The 21,176-nt window shown below is 65.6% G+C and carries 19 protein-coding genes, 1 tRNA gene and 1 pseudogene; 14 read left to right on the top strand and 7 right to left on the bottom strand.

Annotated elements, in window-relative coordinates:
• Positions 1-24: 24 nt before the first annotated feature.
• From HNP02_RS18600 to HNP02_RS18590, 3 genes are read left to right on the top strand one after another with little or no spacing between them, the layout of a single operon-like run.
• A complete protein-coding gene (locus tag HNP02_RS18600; RefSeq protein ID WP_184441141.1) occupies positions 25-1,548 on the top strand; it encodes a TldD/PmbA family protein in 1,524 nt (507 codons plus the stop codon).
• Positions 1,545-2,918, top strand: coding sequence for a metallopeptidase TldD-related protein (locus HNP02_RS18595; RefSeq protein WP_184441139.1), 1,374 nt, complete (start codon positions 1,545-1,547; stop codon positions 2,916-2,918). Before HNP02_RS18600 ends, HNP02_RS18595 begins: the two co-directional genes overlap by 4 nt.
• A gap of 8 nt (positions 2,919-2,926) precedes the next feature.
• Positions 2,927-3,748: a carboxymuconolactone decarboxylase family protein gene (locus HNP02_RS18590; protein ID WP_184441137.1), complete on the top strand. Its 822-nt coding sequence runs from the start codon at positions 2,927-2,929 to the stop codon at positions 3,746-3,748.
• A gap of 2 nt (positions 3,749-3,750) precedes the next feature.
• Here the strand turns inward: HNP02_RS18590 and HNP02_RS43745 are convergent, their stop codons facing one another.
• Positions 3,751-4,509 (bottom strand): SHOCT domain-containing protein, encoded by a 759-nt coding sequence (locus tag HNP02_RS43745; RefSeq protein ID WP_221317740.1) that lies wholly within the window; start codon positions 4,507-4,509, stop codon positions 3,751-3,753.
• A gap of 125 nt (positions 4,510-4,634) precedes the next feature.
• Between HNP02_RS43745 and HNP02_RS18580 the strand changes: the two genes are divergently transcribed.
• From HNP02_RS18580 to HNP02_RS18550, 7 genes are all read left to right on the top strand, one after another.
• Positions 4,635-4,708: transfer RNA gene (locus HNP02_RS18580), tRNA-Ile, on the top strand.
• Positions 4,709-5,716: 1,008 nt separating this feature from the next.
• The gene (locus HNP02_RS18575) at positions 5,717-6,394 is read left to right on the top strand and encodes a hypothetical protein (protein WP_184441135.1); all 678 of its coding nucleotides are present in this window, start codon (positions 5,717-5,719) and stop codon (positions 6,392-6,394) included.
• Positions 6,395-6,683: 289 nt separating this feature from the next.
• Entirely contained in the window at positions 6,684-9,230 is a 2,547-nt protein-coding gene (locus HNP02_RS18570; protein ID WP_184441133.1) for a sensor histidine kinase KdpD, read from the top strand.
• Complete coding sequence (locus HNP02_RS18565; protein ID WP_184441132.1) at positions 9,227-9,670, top strand: roadblock/LC7 domain-containing protein; 444 nt, start codon at positions 9,227-9,229, stop codon at positions 9,668-9,670. The genes HNP02_RS18570 and HNP02_RS18565 overlap by 4 nt, the downstream gene beginning before the upstream one ends.
• Positions 9,670-10,047 carry a DUF742 domain-containing protein gene (locus tag HNP02_RS18560; RefSeq protein ID WP_375373688.1) on the top strand — a complete coding sequence of 126 codons (378 nt, stop codon included), beginning with the start codon at positions 9,670-9,672 and terminating at the stop codon, positions 10,045-10,047. Before HNP02_RS18565 ends, HNP02_RS18560 begins: the two co-directional genes overlap by 1 nt.
• The gene (locus HNP02_RS18555) at positions 10,028-10,609 is read left to right on the top strand and encodes an ATP/GTP-binding protein (RefSeq protein ID WP_184441130.1); all 582 of its coding nucleotides are present in this window, start codon (positions 10,028-10,030) and stop codon (positions 10,607-10,609) included. The genes HNP02_RS18560 and HNP02_RS18555 overlap by 20 nt, the downstream gene beginning before the upstream one ends.
• A gap of 36 nt (positions 10,610-10,645) precedes the next feature.
• Positions 10,646-11,431, top strand: a complete 786-nt coding sequence (locus HNP02_RS18550; protein WP_184441128.1) for an MHYT domain-containing protein — start codon at positions 10,646-10,648, stop codon at positions 11,429-11,431.
• Positions 11,432-11,471: 40 nt separating this feature from the next.
• Here the strand turns inward: HNP02_RS18550 and HNP02_RS18545 are convergent, their stop codons facing one another.
• The 4 genes and pseudogenes from HNP02_RS18545 to HNP02_RS18530 form a co-directional block, all read right to left on the bottom strand.
• Positions 11,472-12,050 (bottom strand): cytochrome P450, encoded by a 579-nt coding sequence (locus tag HNP02_RS18545; protein ID WP_309241635.1) that lies wholly within the window; start codon positions 12,048-12,050, stop codon positions 11,472-11,474.
• Between the two features lie 21 nt (positions 12,051-12,071).
• A complete protein-coding gene (locus tag HNP02_RS18540; RefSeq protein ID WP_184441117.1) occupies positions 12,072-12,296 on the bottom strand; it encodes a hypothetical protein in 225 nt (74 codons plus the stop codon).
• A gap of 171 nt (positions 12,297-12,467) precedes the next feature.
• Positions 12,468-12,785: pseudogene (locus HNP02_RS18535) on the bottom strand (transglycosylase family protein); the annotation flags it as partial.
• Between the two features lie 789 nt (positions 12,786-13,574).
• Positions 13,575-14,807 (bottom strand): MFS transporter, encoded by a 1,233-nt coding sequence (locus tag HNP02_RS18530; protein ID WP_184441113.1) that lies wholly within the window; start codon positions 14,805-14,807, stop codon positions 13,575-13,577.
• Between the two features lie 149 nt (positions 14,808-14,956).
• Between HNP02_RS18530 and HNP02_RS18525 the strand changes: the two genes are divergently transcribed.
• Both HNP02_RS18525 and HNP02_RS18520 read left to right on the top strand, forming a co-directional pair.
• The gene (locus HNP02_RS18525; RefSeq protein ID WP_184441110.1) at positions 14,957-15,793 is read left to right on the top strand and encodes a hypothetical protein; all 837 of its coding nucleotides are present in this window, start codon (positions 14,957-14,959) and stop codon (positions 15,791-15,793) included.
• Between the two features lie 300 nt (positions 15,794-16,093).
• Entirely contained in the window at positions 16,094-17,374 is a 1,281-nt protein-coding gene (locus tag HNP02_RS18520; RefSeq protein WP_184441108.1) for an acyl-CoA dehydrogenase family protein, read from the top strand.
• Between the two features lie 4 nt (positions 17,375-17,378).
• On the opposite strand, the gene HNP02_RS18515 is transcribed toward HNP02_RS18520, so the two are convergent.
• Complete coding sequence (locus tag HNP02_RS18515) at positions 17,379-17,990, bottom strand: TetR/AcrR family transcriptional regulator (RefSeq protein WP_184441106.1); 612 nt, start codon at positions 17,988-17,990, stop codon at positions 17,379-17,381.
• A 95-nt stretch (positions 17,991-18,085) separates the two neighbouring features.
• Here HNP02_RS18515 and HNP02_RS18510 point away from each other — a divergent pair, with 95 nt between their 5' ends.
• Positions 18,086-19,225, top strand: coding sequence for an acyl-CoA dehydrogenase family protein (locus tag HNP02_RS18510; RefSeq protein ID WP_184441104.1), 1,140 nt, complete (start codon positions 18,086-18,088; stop codon positions 19,223-19,225).
• A 6-nt stretch (positions 19,226-19,231) separates the two neighbouring features.
• Here the strand turns inward: HNP02_RS18510 and HNP02_RS18505 are convergent, their stop codons facing one another.
• Positions 19,232-19,873 carry a TetR/AcrR family transcriptional regulator gene (locus HNP02_RS18505; protein WP_184441098.1) on the bottom strand — a complete coding sequence of 214 codons (642 nt, stop codon included), beginning with the start codon at positions 19,871-19,873 and terminating at the stop codon, positions 19,232-19,234.
• 75 nt (positions 19,874-19,948) lie between these two features.
• On the opposite strand from HNP02_RS18505, the gene HNP02_RS18500 reads away from it, so the two are divergent.
• Entirely contained in the window at positions 19,949-21,166 is a 1,218-nt protein-coding gene (locus tag HNP02_RS18500; RefSeq protein ID WP_184441096.1) for an oxygenase MpaB family protein, read from the top strand.
• Positions 21,167-21,176 lie beyond the last annotated feature (10 nt).

Genomic DNA, 21,176 nt, shown 5'->3' with positions numbered 1-21,176 from the left:
CGACGGTGCCACTACGGTAGAGGCGTGACAGCGCTGCGCCGTGTCGATGCCGACTTCCTCGCGTTGCCGCGCCGCGCGCTTGCTGACGCCGCGTTGTCAGCGGCCATTGCCGCAGGCGCAAGCCACGCCGACGTGCGGATCCACCGCATCACCACCGAGATCGTGCAGTTGCGCGACGGTGAGCTGGAGACCTCCGTGCTGAGCCGCGAGATCGGACTGGCGGTGCGGGTGATCGTCGACGGCACGTGGGGGTTCGCGTCGCACGCCGAGCTCGACCCGCAGGTGGCGGCCGATACCGCGCGCCGGGCCGTCCGGGTGGCCACCACGCTGGCGTCGCTGAACGCCGAACGGATCGAGCTGGCACCCGAGCCGGTGTACGCCGACGCGACCTGGGTGTCCGACTACCTGATCGACCCGTTCGAGGTGCCCGTCGCCGACAAGATCGGGGTGCTCGGCGAGTACTCCGGGCGCCTGCTCGCCGCCGACGGCGTCGACCACGTGTCGGCGGGCCTGCACGCGGTCAAGGAGCAGGCGTTCTACGCCGACACGTTCGGCTCGTCGATCACCCAGCAGCGGGTGCGGATCCAGCCGACGTTGGAGGCCACGGCGGTCGACGCCGCGGAGGGCACGTTCGAGACCATGCGCACGCTGGCCCCACCAACGGCGCGGGGATGGGAAGTCGTTGCGGGCGACGACGTATGGGATTGGTCGACCGAGCTGGCGCAGCTGCCGTCGCTGCTGGCCGAGAAGACCAAGGCCCCCGGCGTCACGGCTGGGCCGACGGACCTGGTGATCGACCCGTCGAACCTGTGGCTGACCATCCACGAATCCATCGGCCACGCCACCGAATACGACCGCGCCATCGGTTACGAGGCCGCCTACGCGGGCACCTCGTTCGCCACCCCCGACAAGCTGGGCACCATGCGCTACGGCTCGCCGGTGATGAACGTGACTGCCGATCGGACCGTCGAGCACGGACTGGCCACCATCGGTTTCGACGACGAAGGGGTGCGCGCGCAGAGCTGGGATCTGGTGCGCGACGGGATCTTCGTCGGATACCAACTCGATCGGGTGTTCGCGCCGCGGCTCGGAGAGGCCCGATCCAACGGCTGCTCCTACGCCGACTCGCCGCATCACGTGCCGATCCAGCGGATGGCCAACGTGTCGCTGCAACCCGGCGTCGACGACCTGAGCACCGACGACCTGATCGGCCGCGTCGACGACGGTATCTACGTCGTCGGGGACAAGTCGTGGTCGATCGACATGCAGCGGTACAACTTCCAGTTCACCGGGCAGCGGTTCTTCCGGATCCGCGACGGACGGATCGACGGCCAGCTGCGCGATGTGGCCTATCAGGCGACCACCACCGACTTCTGGGGCGCGATGGAGGCCGTCGGCGGACCGTCGACCTGGCGGCTCGGCGGAGCGCTCAACTGCGGCAAGGCCCAGCCCGGCCAGGTCGCCGCGGTCAGCCACGGCTGCCCGTCGGCGTTGTTCCGCGGCATCAACGTCCTCAACACCCGCACCGAGTCGGGACGCGACTCGTGATCAGCGCACCCGACGTCATCGAGTTGCTGCTGAGCGAGGCAGCCCGCTTGGGCCGGGCGGACGAGACCATCGTGATCGTCGCGGAGAAGTCGGCTGCGTCGCTGCGGTGGGCCGGCAACTCGATGACCACCAACGGTGAATCGTTCAGCCGCGAGATGGCGGTGATCTCGATCGTGCGGCGCGGCGACAAGGCCTACGTGGGGTCGGTGACGTCCAGCGAGGTCGACCCGGGATCCATCACCGGCCTGGTGGCGGCCTCTCAGGAGGCGGCGAATGCGGCGCCCGCTGCGCGCGACAGTGCACCCGCGCTCACGGGGTCCGGGCTGCCCGACGACTGGGAGGCCGCGGCACCCGTCACCGGTTGCGACGTGTTCGGAGGCGTCGCAACGACTCTGGCGGCCCGGTTCCGCGGCACCGACCGGCTCTACGGCTTCGCCCGGCACGAACTCGAGACGACCTTCCTGGGCACCTCGACCGGGCTTCGGCGGCGCTACACCCAACCGACGGGATCAGTGGAGATCAACGCCAAGCGCGACGGCGCCAGCGCCTGGGCCGGTGTCAGTACTGCCGACTTCGCCTCGGTGCCAACGGATTCCATGCTGGAGGATCTGTCGACTCGGCTGGACTGGTCGCGGCGCACAATCGACCTCGAGCCCGGCCGCTACGAGACGCTGATGCCGCCGTCGACGGTCGCCGACATGATGATCTACCTGGCGTGGACCATGGACGGCCGCGGTGCCCAAGAGGGCCGCACCGCGCTGTCGGCGCCGGGCGGCGGCACGCGGGTGGGGGAGAATCTCACCGACCTGGGTTTGACGCTGTACTCCGATCCGGCCGCCGCGGGGCTGGACTGCTCGCCGTTCATCGCCGTGGCGCGATCGTCGGAGCGGATATCGATCTTTGACAACGGCATGGACATCGGTCGCGTCGACTGGATCCGCGATGGCGCGGTGAATGCGCTCGCGTACCCGCGCGCCGCGGCCGCCGACTTCGGCACACCGACGACGGTGCCCGCCGACAACCTGCTGATGACCGGGGGCACGGCGAGCCTGGCCGACATGATCGCACGCACCGAACGCGGACTGCTGCTGACCACGCTGTGGTACATCCGCACGGTCGACCCGACCGTGCTGCTGCTGACCGGGCTCACCCGGGACGGTGTCTACCTGATCGAGGACGGTGAGGTCACCGCGGCGGTCAACAACTTCCGGTTCAACGAAAGCCCGCTGGACCTGCTGCGTCGCGCCACGGAGGCCGGGGTTAGCGAGGTCAATCTGCCCCGCGAATGGGGCGACTGGGCGACGCGGGCGGCCATGCCGTCGCTGCGAATCCCGGACTTCCACATGTCCTCCGTGAGTCAGGCGCAATAATCGCGAGCATGGACGACGAGATCTACGCCCTGCTGACCCGACTCATCGCGCTGTCTCCGGACGGGGACGCCGGGGCCAATGCGCTGGTGCGCGAAACGTGCGCGAAGGCGCTGTCGCTGCCTGCGCTGGCCACCGACGGCGCGGCCGCCGACGATCCGACGCTCGCCGCGTTCGCCGAGCAGTTCGCCGTCGACGTCTCGATGATCGGTGCCGAGCAGCGGGCGGCGTTCTTCTCCGCGATGGGCGGCAACGCGTTTCGGGTGACGGCGCTGATCTTCATCGCGGACTTCGTGCCACGGGTGAAGGCGGGCCTGGCGTCCCTCGGCTTCACGCCCGTCGTCGACCCGGTCGGTTGGGATCGCGACACCGACCCCGTCGACCTGCTGCTCAACGTGTACGCCCCGACGGTCGGTGCATTGCGTTCACTGGATCCCGTCACCACCGAGGTGGTGCGGCTGCGCGGGGCGGTGCAGCACAACTGCCGGCTGTGCAAGTCGCTGCGTGAGGGCACTGCGCTCGATGCCGGCGGCACCGAGTCGATGTACGCCGACATCGAGAACTACGAGACGTCGCCGCTGCTCGACGACCGGCAGAAGGCCGCGCTGCGGTACGTCGACGCTCTGATCTGGACGCCGTCAACGATTGATGACGACGTCGCGAAGGGGGTGCTGGCGCACTACTCCGACGCCGAAGCGCTCGAGATCACCTTCGACGTCATGCGCAACGCCACCAACAAGATCGCCGTTGCCCTCGGCGGTGACGCGCCGCGCATCGAGGAGGGCACCGAGCGGTACCTGCTCGGGCTGGACGGCCAGCCGGTGTACAGCTGACCTCAGCCGCGCAGGACCCGTTGCTTGGCCGCTGCGAATTCGTCGTCGGTGAGGGCACCCCGACGGTGCATGTCGTCGAGCTGCTGCAACTGCTCGGCGACGGTGGGATCATTCTGGGGCAACCACGTTGACGCCGATGGCGGTGGTGGCGACACGGATGGGGTTGTCCCGTCGACTGTTTCGAAGTGCTTGGGGTTGGCCGGATCCACGCGGAGGTTGAACACCGCGCCCGGCCCTGGGATCTCGCCGAGCATGAAGGTGCCCGAGTACTTCGCCTCGTACGGCGGTGTGCCATCGGAGCGTTCGATGCGCAGCATCATCGTCCTGCGGATGTACACGCTGTTGATGATCAAGTTCATGATCGGCTTCTTGACCTCCAGGACGGTACCGACCGCCGGAATTCCGTTGTGCTGCAGATCGTCACTACGCGCCAAACGCGAGTAGAGCCACACGGCGTAGGCGACGACGATGATCCCGCACACCGCGGGTCCCCACGCCGCGACCGGCGCCGACCAGTCCGCGATCCACGGCACGATCGACGCGAGCACCCACCCGACGATGCTGTTTCCGGAAGCCTTGCGTGCGGCGGCCATGAACACGCCGAGCTGCAGCAGATAGCCGACGATCCAGATGACGAAGATCGGACCCGTGACGTTGGCGTCGGCGTCCGCGCCGGTGAACAGTGCGACGACCACCCAGGCAGGCGCGATGACCAATGCGCACCACGCGGCCAACAGCAACGCGACGGTCTGCTTGTTCACGTGATCAAGCTAGCGCTCCCACGCGTCAACCTCAGGCTTTGCGGACGGACTCACAGCGCACTTCCGACCGCCTTCGTCGGGGGCAACGCCACCGTGCGAACATAATGGCCGCGCGTCAGCGCATCGGGGCGGTAGCTCAGTTGGTTAGAGCCGGGGACTCATAATCCCTTGGTCGCGGGTTCGAGCCCCGCCCGCCCCACAAGAAGAACGTGCAGGTCAGGGCCGGTTTCTTCGGAGGCTGGCCCTGGCCCTTTCGCCGCCGCGCAGCGGCCACGTCCACATCGCGTCCACATTCCGGCCGGAGTGGTCCAGCGCGTCCACAGCGGGCTTCTATTCGCACCCAGTTCCATTGCCGTCTCGATCAAGGCCGTAGATGTCATCGCCGACGACAGTCACAGGACCCGAAACATAGGCCGGACCGTTACCGCTACCGCTCGCACAGTCGACATCACTGGCAATCGGAACGCAGGCACCCGAGTAATTGGAGTCGCAGTTTGAGCCTTGCTGCTGCAGTATGGGCGCGGCGTTCGCTGCCGGAGCAAAGGTGAGCCCCACGGCAAACCCAATTGTCAGCACTGTCAATTTCCTCACGTGGCAACCGTAGTGCAGCCGATGCCGTCTTCGGTCCTTATCGCCCAAACGCACCCGGTGCTCCGCCAGCAACCTTTGGGGCCTGCGCCGCGAAGCGGCAGCGGGCGTGATCTTTCAACCACCCATTCAACCGCCAGTGAGCACCTGGCCCCAACCCCCGCGGGAAACACGGCAGCCTGACGATAGGTATATCTAAATCACAGTGCAGTATCCAGCAAACCTCCTACATTTCCTCAAGGTTTGAAACACGTTGCGCTGCGGTTGATTCCAGAATCTATTGAAAGATAAGCTTCACAGCAATCCTACGAGCACTGGCCAGGGTCGACGCAGGTACTGGCCTTTTCCGCGTAACACTCAGCTTCGCACCGACGTATGGTGACGGAGCGCGCGCAATCAGCCGGTGCAGCAGCCGTGCCGGTCACGGCACACGAACTAGCCGCGAGCGCGCAGACGACGCTGGCGCTGCTCGATCGACACGCGGAGCAGTTCGAGTTGGCCCAGCACGCGAGCTCGGCGCGACGTTGGTGCGAACCGCCGATGACCCGTCGCCACGGCATTTGTCATCGAGCTGACCAAGAAAGCGGTCCTGACACCGGTCGAGAACCGCATCAAACGTGTGTTCGCCGGCAAGGACGAGAAGGCAGCTGAGTACGCCGACGACAAACGCACGGTCCGCTACTTCGACAACATCTCCGAAGAGCGGTTGGACGAGCTCCTCGAACAGTGGATGGGCCTTGGCAACCGCGGCCGCGAAACACCCGAGCTACGCAGGGACACGAAGCGATTCACGGAGGATCTGATTCGTCGGCTGTACATCACGTGGGAAGGGGCGCTTGGCGCCGACTGGTTCACCGCCGAACTCCGCCGGCGCTTTGAGCAGATTCGGGATAATGCGCTGCGACTGCGCAAGGTTCTCGAGCACCCGGAGTTGGTGCGTGTTCAGCGTGACGAAGTCGGCGTCTTACTCGCCACCATCGCAGTCGATCTTCCCGTCGCAAGAGCGGGTCTACACCAAGATGTCGCACCACGTGATCCCGTCGGCGACCGGATCGCCAAACAGCATGCCCAGCAGCGGCTCTCGACGTTGCTTGACCGGGTTGCGGAATCCTCTGGCCACCATGCCCAGACTGTTCGCCAACAGGCGCGTCTGAAGCAACTTTCCGGTCGCGGGCAGCGGTCGGACGGTGATCCTGAAGACGATTTGACCCAGTCGGCAGAGCAAGCCGCCGCGGAGTTCGCCAGTCAAGCGGCGCTGGCGAGGGAAAGACTTCAGGCCTTGCAAGTACAGGGCTGACGTTCGGCCCCATGATCGGCAAGGTTGCGGTCTGTCGCCGATGACTTCCTGCGCCGGTCGCGCTGAACGGCGCGGTCCGAGGCGGAGTGCGCAAGGGGGCCCAGTTTGCCACCGACGAGGACGACTGGTGAGTCCCTCGAGACGAACAACGTGGTACCTGCGGGTTTGGCGACGCTGGTGAGGTTGCTGGTTAACCGCGTCGATGCACAATCGTTATAACTCCTCTACCATTCGCGGTTGGCCGGATTTCTACTCGAACGTCAATTGATCCGGCGGAGGGTGGTACGGCATGGAGGCCAATGGTCCGACCGTCGTCGAACACGCGCATCCGACCGTGTCGCGGGCGTCGTTCGTAGGCTGGCCGTTGCGATGGAAGGTCGCGGCGATCATGGTGCTCCCCGTCCTGCTCGCTGCGACATTCGGCGCGCTGCGAATCCAGAACGAACTCTCGGCGGCGTCGCGGTTGAGTGTCGCGTCGGACGACGCCGTGATCGTGACACCTGCGGTCGAGTTCGCCGATCGGCTCGACGGTCTCGCATACGCCGCCGCCTCGGGTGCGCCGATCGAGCAACCGCTCACACAGTTCGACGCGAGCGCGACCGCCCTGGCGTCGCGGACCACGTCCGCGGAGTTCGCCCCAACCGTCGCCGCGACGCTGACGACCGCATCCTCGACGGCGAAGACGTTGCGCGACGAGCTCGCATCCGGCCCGGTGCCGCAGCAACGGATCGCCGAGCAAGCGGCGAGCGTGGCGACCGGAGTCGCCTCGGCGATCGCGACGACAATGGCGACCGTTGGTGACGGTGCCGTACAGGCGCTCGCGGACCGGCTCGTCACCGCCCTTGCGGCGCAACGGGCGGTGACAACCCAGCGGGTGCTGGCCGCCGCGCCGGATTTCGCCGATTCGGTCGTGCTGCGGACCAAGGAAGCGGAAGCGGCAGGTGCAGAAGCGGCGGCGATCGATCGTCTCGCCCAGCTGACGCCGACGGGTGAAGGCGCGGCGCTCCGCCAGGCATTCGACGTTCGGCGCGACGCCGACACCCCACCGTTGGGCGAATCCGTGTCCGGGACGCAGTTCACCGGCGCGATGCAGGCTAGCGTCGACCAATATCACGCCATGGTGCAACAACTTTCGTCCGATCTCGAACGGACGGTGCATGCCAGGGCCAACGCCGCGCAGTCCGCGGCCCTCCGCGACACCGCGATCATCCTGGGTGCGGTGTTGACCGCACTCGTCGTTGCGCTCGGGGTCGGCCGATCGCTCATCCGATCGATCGGCGGTCTACGACGCGGCGCGCTGGAGGTCGCGCAGGTCCAGCTGCCCGAGGAGATCGATCGACTCAGTAAGGGGGGTGGTGTGCCGGAGATCACGGCGCTGCCGGTGCACACGAATGAAGAGGTGGGGCAGCTGGCGCGCGCGATCGACGACATCCACTTCCAAGCCGTCCGCCTGGCAGGCGAGCACGGCGTCCGCCTGCAGATCGGCGAGATGTTCGAAACCCTGTCCCGCCGAAGCCGATCCCTCGTAGAAGAGCAGCTGGTGCTGATCGAGACACTCGAGCGCGACGAAGACGATCCGGTCCGGCTCGATCATCTGTTTCGGCTCGATCACCTCGTCACGAGGATGCGCCGCAACGGAGACAATCTGCTGGTGCTTGCCGACACGGTGGAACGGCACCGCCGATCGGCGCCGGTGCCGCTGCCGGAGGTGCTGCGCGCCGCGATGTCGGAGGTCGAGGAGTACCGTCGGGTCACTCTCGGCCCTGCCGGCGACGTCTCGATCGTCGGCACGGCAGCGGGTGACGTCGGCCACCTGATCGCCGAGTTGCTCGACAATGCGTTGCGGTACTCGCCGCCCGAATCGTCGGTATCGGTGACGGTCTCACGCGCGGTTGACGCCGGCATCCTGGTCGAGGTGGCCGATCGAGGACTCGGCATGTCCGCCGAGGACTTGCGCGCGGCGAACGAACGGCTCGCGCTCGGCGGTGAGGTGACCTCCGAAACCGCCAAGCGGATGGGACTTTTCGTCGTCGGCCGACTTGCTCGACGCCAGGAGGCGATAGTTCGGCTCCGCACCACCGACGGGTTGAATCGTGAGCCCGGTGTGACGGCGAGCGTGTACCTACCCGGCGCGCTGATTGCCCCGCCTGCCGAAATCGTCGATGCGTTCGACGACCCGCTCGCCGGTTCGTTCGGCGACGTGCCGCTACCGGTCGTTGAGCACCGGCGGATACCGGAGCGTGGGCTCGCGATCGAACCGGCCACACCGACAAACGGATCAGATGCGTCGTCGCGCAACGGCCTCCCGAAGCGGTCGCCCGGTGCAAGCGGTGTCAACGGCGTCGCGGAGCCGGTGGCAGCATCCGAACAGGAGCAGACACGCCAGTCGACGTCGAATCCGTTTGCCTACTTCATCAATCGGTCAACGCGCGAGGCGCCGCCGTCGCCGTCCACGCCAGACGCCGAACCTGCGAAGTCGACCGTCGAGGCCGAGGATTCGCCGATCTTCGAGCGGATGGTTTCCGAATGGCTGATGGATCCGACCGCGCTCGAAACACGCAACCGGACGTGGGCCACAGCTGCCGACGCCGGCTGGGCCGCCGCCGCGAACGCGACAGAGCAGAAATCGCAGCGGCACACCGAGGCCGGGTTGCCGATCAGGGAACGCGGCGCACGGCTGGTGCCGGGCCAGGCCAGAACTGGTTCCGACGCCGACGCCGACGTGGGGCGCGATCCAGCGGCGGTTGGCGACATGCTGAGCCGAGCGCTGGCCGGTGTACGCAACGGACGGGCTGAAAACAATGCAGCACACCGCCGTATCGAAGGAGACGAATGAACGACGGCACCCAACGGCACGGTCGGTCAGATGGCTCAGCCCCTGCGACCACCCGCGGCCTCGACTGGTTCGTGTCCAACTTCGTCCGTGACGTGCCAGGCGTGTCACACGCGATTCTCGTGTCGGCCGACGGTCTGCTGATGGCGTCGAGCGCGCTTCTGCCTGCTGATCGCGCGGACCAACTGGCAGCCGTGACGTCGGGATTGTCGAGCCTGGCGAACGGTGCCGCCCGGTTGTTCGAGGCCGGCAAGGTCCGCCAGTCGCTCGTTGAGATGGACGATGGCTACCTGCTGTTGATGGACGTCGGCAACGGATCGTATCTCGCTGCGCTGGCGTCGATCTCATGCGATGTCGGGCAGGTCGGATACGAGATGGCGCTGCTCGTCGACCGGGTCGGCGAGGCCGTACAAGCGACGCCGCGCGCGACGCAGGGAGTTTGATGACGCTCGCCATGGACACGCCAGAGACGAAACGATCACCCAATCGCGCCCGGCCGTACACGCTCACGGGCGGACGAACCCGCGCCCGGATCGAGCTGCCGATCGAGATGGCGGTGGAGACTCTGGTCTCGAGCGGCGAGCTCGATTGGGCGCCAGGCGATATCCGCACTGTGATCGTCGAGTTGTGCGGTGACCGGCCATCGATCGCCGAGATCTCCTCCTACGCCGCTCTGCCGATCGGCGTGACCCGGGTGCTGGTGGGGGACCTGGTGGAGAGCGGTCATCTTCGTGTGCACGCCACGCTGACCGACCGTTCGACCGATTCGGAACGGCGCCGGCTGATCGAAAGGACCTTGGATGGCTTACGTGCACTCTGACTCCAGAGGTGCGGCGTCGACGAAGATCGTGATTGCCGGCGGCTTCGGCGTCGGCAAGACGACGTTCGTCGGCGCGGTGTCGGAGATCGTGCCGTTGCGCACCGAGGCCCTCGTCACGACGGCATCAGATGGACACGACGACCTCGAGGTGATCCCTGGTAAGGAGAGCACCACGGTGGCAATGGATTTCGGCCGGATCACGATTGCCGATGACCTGGTTCTGTACCTCTTCGGCACGCCGGGCCAACGCCGGTTCTGGTTCATGTGGGACGACTTGGTGTGTGGCGCAATCGGTGCCCTGGTGCTGGTCGACACCCGCAGGCTCGAGGAAAGCTTCGCTGCCGTCGACTTCTTCGAGGCACGCAACCTGCCGTTCCTGATCGCCGTCAACGAATTCGAGAATGCCCCGACGTATGCCGTCGAGGAACTGCGCGAGGCCCTATCCCTGTCGCCGAGTGTCCCGATCATCAGTGTCGATGCACGGCAACGTGATTCGGCGAAGAACGCGTTGATCGCGATCACCTCGTATGCGCTCGATCGCCTGCCGACGACGGTGCCCTGATCCCTTGTCCGCACACCCAGTCTCGAGGAACCGATCATGAACCATGAAATGCACCACTTCGACATGGGCCTTTGGCTGCTCGTTCTCGCGTACATTGTCTCGGTGACCGGATCGGTCGTCGGGCTGGCGTGTACTCGTCAGAGCGCGGCGGCGTCCGACCAACGTGATCGGCTGCGTTGGCTCGCCATGGCGTCGGTCGCCATCGGCGGGGTGGCGATCTGGCTGATGCATTTCATCGCGATGCTCGGCTTTGCGATCCCGGGCAGCGTGGTCCGGTACAACCTTGGATGGACGGTCGCGTCGGCGGCGCTGTCGATCTCGGCAGTGTTCGTCGGGCTGATCACCATCGGCCGGAACGTCGATCTGCGCCGGCTCATCGCCGGGGGCGTGATCACGGGCCTTGCCGTCGCCCTGATGCATTACACCGGCATGTGGGCGATGCAGACCCAGGGCACGATCACCTACGACAAGAGCCTTGTCGCCCTGTCGATCGTGATCGCCGTAGTCGCGGCCACGGCCGCGCTGTGGTTCACCCTCGTGCTCGAGTCCCCGGCGCTGCGATTCGCCGCGGGGCTCGTAATGGGCGTCGCCGTCGTCGGAATGCACTACACGGGCATGGCCGCGGTCCGTGTGACCGTCGATCACACTGCGCCGGTACCGGGCGGCCCCGAGGTCTTCTCGTTCCTGTTCCCGGTCTTCGTGATTGGCTTGCTTGCGCTCGCCGTCCCGATCACCGCCGTGATGTTGGCTTCAGATCGCGTTGCTACTGGAACCTCATCCGCACCACGTCCCGTCGCGTCGTCGGCTGGGCGACATCGGTAACACGAGGCCCGCCTCACTCCAGGGGAAGGGCCGGGGCGCGTCATGGAGCCACCCGGTCGAGCAGCACGGGTAGCCCACCTTCGATGGTGGTGGAGAAGGTCGAGGCGTGCTTGGGCGTCCAGCCGGGCAGCGTACGCATGCGATAGCGCTGGAAGAACAGCGTCAGGATGAATTGGGCGTTGAGGTATCCGAGTTGGGAACCGATGCACCGATGTGGACCGACTCCGAAGGGGATGAAGGCGTTGACGGGACGTGCCGAGACCACGTCGCCGTCGGTGAACCGTGTCGGGTCGAAGCGATCCGGATCGGCCCACCAGCGCGGGTCTCGGTGGAGTGCGTAGACCGAGACGCCGACGATGGTGCCGCGGGGGATCAGGTAGCCGTCGATGACGTCGTCTTGCAGCGCGATTCGTGGATGGAAGGGATGTCCCTGTAGTCGCTGTCCCTCGTCGAAGCAAGCCTTGACCCAGGTGAGCCGGTTCAGATCCGCGTACTGGGGTGGTGCCCCTTCCAGCGTGTCCACTTCGTCGATGAGACGTTGGAGCGCTTCGGGATTGGTTCCGAGAACCGCGAGCGTCCAGGACACCGATGCCACCACGGTCTCGTAACCACCGGCGATGAGGATGGCGAGCTCGGGCGATCAGATCCTGTCGACTGAGCGGCTCGCCGTGTTCGTGCGGGCATCGAGCAGCACGTGGAGCATGTCGACGTGCTCGATCGGGTTGGCCAATCGGTTTTCGATCTGTTCGTCGATCCACCGGGACAGTCGCCGCCACGCGGCGGGTGGCGTGGCGCGACCCCGGAAGGGCACGATCTTCGGTGCAGGGGATAGGAAGACCGCAGCAGCGAAGGTACTGAGCAACATTCGCAGATCGTGATCGAGCTGGCCGATTCGTTCGTCGGACGGCGCCGGGCGGCCGACGGGGCCAGGTGCACCAGACCTCGTCGCTTCCGAACCGACCGCCACCAGGTTGATGAATGTGATCGGTCACACCAACCAATGAAGGTGCGGGACGCCGTGACCGCGGATCGTGCCTCAGGCGAACGGATTGAGCACCACGGTGCACAGATGCGGCAGGTTCCCGATGGGAATCCAGGCGACCATGGCGCGGCATGTCCCTGCCGCCCAGCCGACTGGCCCACCGCAGACTGGCCAAGCTCCGAGTCCTTGGGTCTGCACAACGTTACGCGCGACACGGATCTGCTCGTCGCGGCTGGCGTTGGCGGGTGATCCGATGCCCCCGTTCGCAGTCCACGTGGCCGGGGTGAACTGAAGTCCGCCATAGAAGCCGTTGCCAGTGTTCTCGGACCAGTTCCCTCCCGACTCGCATTGAGCCATTGCGTCCCAGTTCGGTTCAGCGCTGGCAGAGGGGATTGCCACGGCCATTTGCGCAGCCGCGATCACACCGGCAAGGACGGTCACCGCGACTGCCTTCCGCACACTCATATCGATCCTTCCGCGAGGTCCCCGCGACGCGCACGGCTATGAACGGGCTGGCGTGAGCGACGATCCTCAAGCTCAAATCGTGATATCGAGTTTTACAGATGAGGCGGAAGTTAAACAGAGATATTAACGAGTCTAATTATCTTCTCTGAGTTTGTTTAACTCTCCTGCTGCTGATGGGACCAAAGTGGCCGCTGTGATCCGGCGAAGAGGCCGTGTTCAAGCTGGTCAACGGAATTCGAATACCGGGCTTCCGCCGCCGGTCACGGCTTGTCGATGCTTAGGAAAAGCAGCAGTCTTCCGAAGTGCTAATGTGACTATTGAGTTTATTGATAGTTAAAGTGGCAGATGTTAATTTCAGGACCATCGGGGCTATTGTGGCCAATGAGCTAGAAGTGGCCTATGGGGCCAGCGGGTCTGAGTGAGCGCGGTGATGAGGATCAACAACTCGGCTCACCGCCGCCGGACATGCGGCCAGCATGGCCGATGAAGCGCCAAAAGCTGGCGACCGCAGGGCTGGCCACTGACACGACTCGCGTGCGTGCGGCAACGCCGCCTATCTGCTTGCGTCGCGAGCACGCAAACGGCGGCACGAACTCAACACCACGGATCTCCCGAAGGAAGCAGAGAGGCCCTGACGCTCAAGCGCGCCCGCGGGTCGGGACAACGCCACACCGCATCGGCACGAGGTCGAGCTCCTCACGTCGTCGCGACCGGGGGCCGATCGGGTGCACGGACGGTGACGATCGTGGCAACGACGGCCAGCGCGAGCACGATCAGCACCGGCCAGATGGCCACCGTCGCCTGGGCGAGCCAGCCGAGCACTGCGCCCAAGACCGTGGACACCGCTGCGGCGAGCGCGGCGGCGAAGCTGATCAACGTGGCGCGGTGCTCCTCGGTCGCGAAGGCACTGATCCAGGACACGGTGGCGGCGCCGGTCGCTGCGTTGGCCAGGGTGGCGAGGAAGAACACCACGCCGTGCACCCACAGAAGCTCTCCGCCGGGGATCGTCTCGTTGCCGAGGCAGACGAGCGCAGCGGCGCTGCTGGTGATGCCACTCATCACGAGCATGCCGCGCACCCCGAACCTGGTGAAGACACGGCGCCACAGGAACGAGCCGGCCAGCAGCCCCGCAGCCGAGCTGATCACGAGGACGTGCAGGCTGCCCGCCTTGTCGGGGTGGGCCATCGCGGCCCGCAGAGAGAAGAACGTCATGTTCAAACCGATGGGCACGAACACGATTTGGGTGAGCAGGAACAGCCGGTACCAGCTTTGCGTCCGCACCACGGTGACGCCATCGCGGTAGTCGTCGATGAACCGTGTTGGCGGCTTCACAGTGCCCGACGTCGTCGGCCCGACGATCGCCGCGGCCACGCACGCCGCCACCATGGCGGCGGCACCCAACCACAGGACGTCGATGCGTCCTTCGGCCGGGTCGCGTCCGGACATCAGCGGAAGGATCAGCAGAGTTCCTGCGACGGTCAATACCGCACCGATCGCTTCCTGGTTGAGCAGGAGACGGTTGCGTCGTTCTCTGTCGAGCATGCGCGAAATGATCTCGGCGTAGGCATTGTTCGCGATTCCCATCGCGCAACCGATCACCAGCGACGCCAACAAGAAGATCGGTGCGACGAACACGTCACGCAGGTCGGCCGCGGCGATGCACGCGGTCAGGACGGCGATGGTCGCGGAGGCCGTCGCGATGACGACGTTCTGGCGGCGTCCCAACCGCGAGATCACTGGCGGTGACAACGCATTTCCAGCAATGAAGCCGATGCTGAAGACGGGATACAGCAGGCCGGCCGCCCAGGAGATGCCCTTCGCGGCCAGCAGGAATGGCAGGACCGCCGACACGCTGGCCATCTGCGCGCCGACGGAGTAGGACGCGCCGAACGTCAACAACACGGGATAACGGCTCGACCCGGACGCCACCCTGCGCGCACCAACCCTTCGCTCCAGACTGACCCGTCTCAAGTTATCGGTTGCCCGCAGCGTGCGCGCCACTCGGGGTGAGGTGTCAGCGACGCAGCCGATTTGTCGGTAGGCAGAACCATGCTGTCCGCTACCGAAGGAGATGACACATGACCGACGTCCTGGTCGCAATCGTGTTGTGCGCCGTAGGCATGCTGCTCGCTTCCGCCACCTGGCGGTTGTTGCGCGACGGAGACGTCAGAGGCCACTATCTTGCGACAGTGCGGGCGATCCGCTGGTGGATGCTGCCCACAGCAATCGGACACATCGTCTGTGTCATTGCGATCGTCATGCTCCTGCTCCTTGCAGTGCCCATCCTCGGTGTGGGTTGGTGGATGCTTCTGGGCGGTACTGGCAACGTTGCACTCGGTCAAACCGGTCACACCGGGGGGCCGTGGCAGATCATTGGATTCGTCGTGCCACTTTGGATTTTCCTCTTGGTCCCGCTTCTGGCGCACGGAGAGGAGATGTCCTTCCGCTATGGCAGCGAACGGGATTCGAAGGGGCAGCGTCTTCGACGGCTGATGGTCTTCGGCCTTGGTCATTCGGTTGTGGCGGGTGTTCCAATCGCAGCTGGTGTTGCCCTCATCGGCAGCGGACTGCTGTATCAGCTCGTGTATCTCACGTCGCTGAACCGCTTCCTCGATCGCACTGATCTCGTGGTGCGCACGCCGGAGCCGACACGCCTCGACTACCCGTCTTCGCCTGCCGGGCCGTACGACCCGGCGGTGTGGGAGGCCCACCACGCGGAATTCACTCGCGTGTCCGAAGGAAATCGCGTCCTGCTCGAGGAATGGTTTGCGGAGACCAAGCAGCAGGACGATGAACGCCAGGCTCAGATCAAGAGTCTTCGGGAAACCGCCGCATCGATGGCTGCTGCATTGCACACGGTGAGCAACTGGTTGATCGTCGCGGTGCTGATCGGTTGGCTTGCCATCAACTTCTAAACGCTGGGGGAGCATCACGTTCGCACCCGGTGAGACCAGCAAGACCGTGACGATCGTCGACGACGAGGCCATGTAGCCAACTCGACTGCCGTGGTGGGCTAGCGTGGCGACGTGCCACTGCTCGTTCACATCACCAACGAAGACGAGACCGAATCGGTCCGCCGTAGCGGGATCAAGATCGGCAAGTATCGCGTGCACGCACCCGCAACATGTGCGGCTGCCCTGACTGTCTGCCTGCAGGCACGTACAAGTCGCGCATCTTTCGGGAGCGGTTCTACGACAAGGACTGAGGAGGCTTGAATGGCTTGGGATTTCAGTACCGACCCGGACTTCCAGGAGAAGCTCGACTGGGTGAAGCAGTTCTGCGTGGAGAAGGTCGAACCGCTCGATCATGTCTTCCCGCACGCGGTGCGCGTCCCCATTCCCGCGGTCAAGGCCTACGTCCGCGAGCTCCAGCAGGAGGTCAAGGACCAAGGCCTGTGGGCGATCTTCCTCGACGAGGAACTCGGCGGGCCGGGCTTCGGTCAGCTCAAGCTCGGTCTGCTCAACGAGGTCATCGGACGCTACGCAGGCGCACCGCACATGTTCGGCGCGTCGGCACCCGACACCGGCAACATGGAGATGCTGGCGGCCTACGGCACCGAGGAGCAGAAGGAGCGCTGGCTCAAGCCGCTGCTGAACCAGGACATGTTCTCGGCGTACTCGATGACCGAGCCGCAGGGCGGCAGCGACCCCAGCCTGTTCAAGACCACAGCCGTCCAATACGGCGACGAGTGGGTGATCAACGGCGAGAAGTGGTTCACCTCGGCAGGCCGGGTCGCCGACATCCTGTTCGTGATGTGCACCAACGGCATGTTCGTCGTGCCGCGCAATACGCCTGGCGTGGAGATCATGCCCGAGCCGCGCAATCACAACCACATCGTCTACACCGATGTGCGCGTGCCGCTCGACCACCTGCTGGGACCGCCGAACGGCGCAAAGGTGTTGGCGCAGCGCCGACTTGGCGGTGGACGCATTCACCACGCCATGCGCACCATCGCGCAGTGCAACTTGGCCTTCGACATGATGTGCGAGCGGGCCCTGTCCCGCGAGTCGCACGGCAAGATCATCTCCGAACACCAGATGGTGCAGGAGAAGATCGCCGAGTCCTACGCGATGATCAAGATGCTGCGGCTGTTCGTGCTCGAAACGGCATGGAAGATCGACAACACCTCGACCATGGAGGCCCGCACCGAGATCGCCGCCGTCAAGTTCACGATGGCCAAGGTGCTGCGCGAGGTGTCGTTCAACGCCCTGCACGTGCTCGGATCGCTTGGTACCACCGACCTCACGCCGATCCAGGCGATGTATGCCGCCGCCCCGACGATGGGCATCGCCGACGGCGTCGACGAAGTGCACATCGCCACCGTGGCGCGCCGCGTGCTGCGGGACTACCGCCCGCACGAGGGCAACTTCCCGACCGAATTCCTGCCGTACAAGCGCGAGGAAGCGAAGAAGAAGTTGCAGCCCGTGCTCGACGCGCGACCCGAGTTGGCGGCCGCTGCGGAGGCCTATCAGGAGTACATCAGGCGGCGCGGCTGAGCGATCACGGCTGCGCCAGCGCTACCGCGGCGAGGTCCGTCCAGCGAGCGAGCATCTCCTTGCGGTGCGCGGGGTTTCGACCGAGCATGTCGTCGACGATGGTGCCGCGGACCAGGTTGATGGTCATCCAGAATGCGTCCTGCAGGCGGTCGGGTGACGTGCGCGCCCCGATCAGCTTCTCGGCGATCGCCAGGACATCGTGGGTCAGGTCGTGTTGGACGCGCAGCATGTGCTCGCGGAGGTCGTCTTCGTGGCGGATCGCCACGTACAGCTCGACCGACGCCCTGCCGAGCTCGCCTGCGGTCATCGACGAGACCAGAACCACCAGTGCATCCGCTGGCGGGGTGGTCGCCGACACCATGTCGGCGCAGCGTTGCACCGCGTCCCGCTGTTCCGCCGTCAGATGGTCGATGGCCTGCGAGAAGAGCTCGGTCCGGGTGTGGAAGTGATGCAGGAACGCGCCACGCGTCACTCCCGCGCGTTCGGAGATGTCGGCGGTGGACGCGTGCGCGTAGCCGACCTCGGACAGGCTCTCGATGGCAGCGTCCAGCAGCAGAGCGCGGGTGCGCATGCTGCGCTCCTGATGCTTGTTCGGCGGCAACTCGGGTGCGGTCACAAATTACATTCTAGACAGATCGTAAATGCATGCTACGTTGATTGGAAATTACGTTCACCAGTGAATGCGATGGATCCGACGAAGGAAGGCAGCCGATGAGCCTGCAACTCACCGACGAACAACAAGCCCTGGTGCAGACCGTGCGCGACTTCGCGGCGCGGGAGTGCGGCACCCGCGAACAGCGCCTGGCGCTGACCGATCAGGGTACGAAGACCAGCAGCCCGGAGATCGGGGCCAAGCTGGCCGACCTGGGGTTTCTGGGGCTGTCGATCCCGGAGGAGTACGGCGGCTCCGGTGGCGGTCTGTTCGACGTCTGCCTGTTCGTCGAGGAACTCGCCTACAACCGGATCCCCTTCGCCAGCTACCTGGTGTCGCTCATCGTGGCGCATAGCTACCTGAAGTTCGCCACCGAGGACATCAAGCACGAGGTGCTCGGCAGGGTCGTCGGGGGCGGGACGACGGCCGTCGCCATGTCCGAGCCGGGGTCGGGTTCGGACGTGGCATCGCTCACCTGCAAGGCCGAGAAGGTCGACGGCGGCTTCCGCATCAACGGCCAAAAGACCTGGATCTCCAACGGGCACACCGCTGATCACATTCTGCTGGTCGCCCGCACGTCCGACAGTGGCGCCAAACATCAAGGCATCACGATGATTTCGGTACCCACTTCGACTCCCGGCGTCGAGATCCACCCGATCGCGACGCTCGGCGCCGAAGTCAACGACGTGTTCTTCACCGACGCGTTCGTGCCCGAGGAGCGACTCGTCGGCGTGGAGGGCCAGGGGTGGTCGCAGCTGATCGCGGGGCTGAACATCGAGCGGGTCATCATCGGCGCCGGCGCGCTTGGGCAGGCCCGCCGGGCGTTCGACGACACCCTCGCCTACGTCAAGGACCGGAAGCAGTTCGGCAAGCCGATCGGGTCGTTCCAGGCGCTGTCGCAACGGATCGCCGATCTGGCCACCGAGATCGAGGTCACCCGGTTGCTCGTGCACGACGTCGCCCAGCGGGTTGACGAGAACCCCGAAACGCTGCTCCCTCGCGAAGCATCGATGGTCAAGCTCAAGGCCACCGAACTTGCCAAACATGCTGCGCTGGAGGGCATTCAGATGATGGGTGGAATGGGTTACACCAAGGAAGCCGGTATGGAGGAGATGCTGCGCCACACAGTCGTCGGCACCATCGTCGGCGGTACCAGTGAAATCCAGCGCGACATCATCGCCAAGACGTACGGGCTTTAAGACGCCCTACAACTCGGCCGACCGGGTCACGCCACGCACCACGGCTACGCAGAGGTCGGCGCACACGCCCGCGAGCTCGGCTGTGTCTTCCTTCGGATTCGCAAGCCAGCTTTCGATGATCTGGTTGGCGCCGCCGACCATGAACAGTGCGGTGCGGCGCAGCTCGGTGGGATCCGGTGTGTCGGTGCCGAGGATGTCCGGGGCGTGCTGGATGACTAGTTCGGTGATGATGTCGAGAACGTGCACGCGGTGTTCGGTCAGGCCCGGAACGCTCGTCAGGTCGCTGGTGGCGATGCGGTGGATGTGGGGGTCGGCCGCGATGATGTCGAGGAAGGTCTTCACCGCCGAGCGCACCTTGTTCCTGAGGCTGCCGGGTTCCCCAATGCCGGCAGCGACGAAGGCCTGAAGCGTCTCGTCACGTACGTCGTCGGAGACGGCGAAGAGCAGCGCGTCCCGAGTAGGGAACTGTTCGTAGAAGTAGCGCGGCGTCAATCCTGCTGCGCTGCACACACCCCGGACGGTCACGTCCGTGATGCCCGATTCGCCCCAGATCTGCCGTGCGGCGGTCAGCAGCTTGCGACGCCGTTCGGCGCGGCGATCTGCGGCACTGACTCCGCCGTAATCGCGCACCACCTCCGCGCGTCTCATTGACAGCACGATACCCGCAGCCTACATTCGGAACACGGACGTTATCCAAAATTAACGGCTCAAAGGAGAGCACCGATGAACCAGCCGATCCCGGCGCGGCATCCCGAGAGCCCCCGCGACGTTCCGGCGCTCGTACGGTCGTTCGCGCTGCTGTTGGGTATTCAAAAGCCCACGCCAGAGCAATGGCGGAGCCTTGGCGAGCGGCTGACGGTCGGCGACGAGCCGATGGACCGCCTGGTGGAGTGGATGATTTCCGCAGGCATGGAGCAGACGCGGCCCTTGTTCGATCGGGCGCTCGCGGAGGGCATCGAGAACGTGCCCGAGGCACCGGAACCGTTGCGTGAGTTCTTCGTCCGGATCGAGACGATTCCGGACTGGGTCGATCGGGACAGGCTGCGCCGTGGAGCGCGGGCGCTGCGCAGGGGTGGCGCCGACGGGATGTACGTCGCGCGTGACGTGGCACTGCTTGGCGGGTACCAATTCTCCGGTTTCAACAAGACTCTGCTGCGGACTGGTGCGCTGGAGAAGGGCTCGAACAAGCGTTTCGCCGAGACGATGCAGTGGGCCATGGACGTGATCTCGAAAGGTGGCCTCGATCCGCTGGGGGTGGGCTACCGATCCACGATCCGCGTGCGGCTGATCCACGCGTTCGTGCGTCGCCACGTGGCGACGATGCCGGATTGGCGCGGCGATGAATGGGGCATGCCGGTGAACCAGACGGATATGGCCGCGACGTTGGTCGGCGCGCTCATCGCCCCGTCCGCGGGCGGGATCGGGATGGGAATCCTGCCCGCCCCTGCGGATCTCGACGGCATCGCGCACCTGACCCGGTACGTCGGCTGGCTGATCGGCGTGCAGGACGAGTGGCTGCCCCACGACTTCCGTGACGGTGTGCGGGTCCTGTACCACACGCTCACTGCGCTCGCGGCACCCGACGAGTCCACGAAACAGCTGGCCGTTCCGATGGCCGACGACCCGATGGCCTGGAACTACCGCAACTTGCCGGGCCTGCGCCGTCGCGTCGCACGGGCCCAGCACCTGTCGGTGACCAGCGGGTTCCTGGGACCGCGCGCAATGCGCGCCCTGGGACTGGCCTACGTGCCGCCGTGGTATCCAATCCTGCGGATTCCGCTGAACGTGACCCGCAGCGTCGCCGCCCTGACCATTCCCGGTGGGATGGAGCGCGCGGCTACCCGCGGCCAGCGCGAGCAGGAAGACTTGCTGCACACCATGATCGGTGACAGCGAGGCCGCCATCGGCGACTCCGCGGCACACGTCGTCCGCGTCGCATGAGGGCCTGAGG

Source organism: Mycobacterium sp. AZCC_0083 (genome assembly GCF_014202335.1).
Lineage (GTDB): Bacteria > Actinomycetota > Actinomycetes > Mycobacteriales > Mycobacteriaceae > Mycobacterium.
The sequence above is the reverse complement of the archived record's forward strand: the minus strand, read 5'-3'. Positions and strand labels throughout refer to the sequence as shown.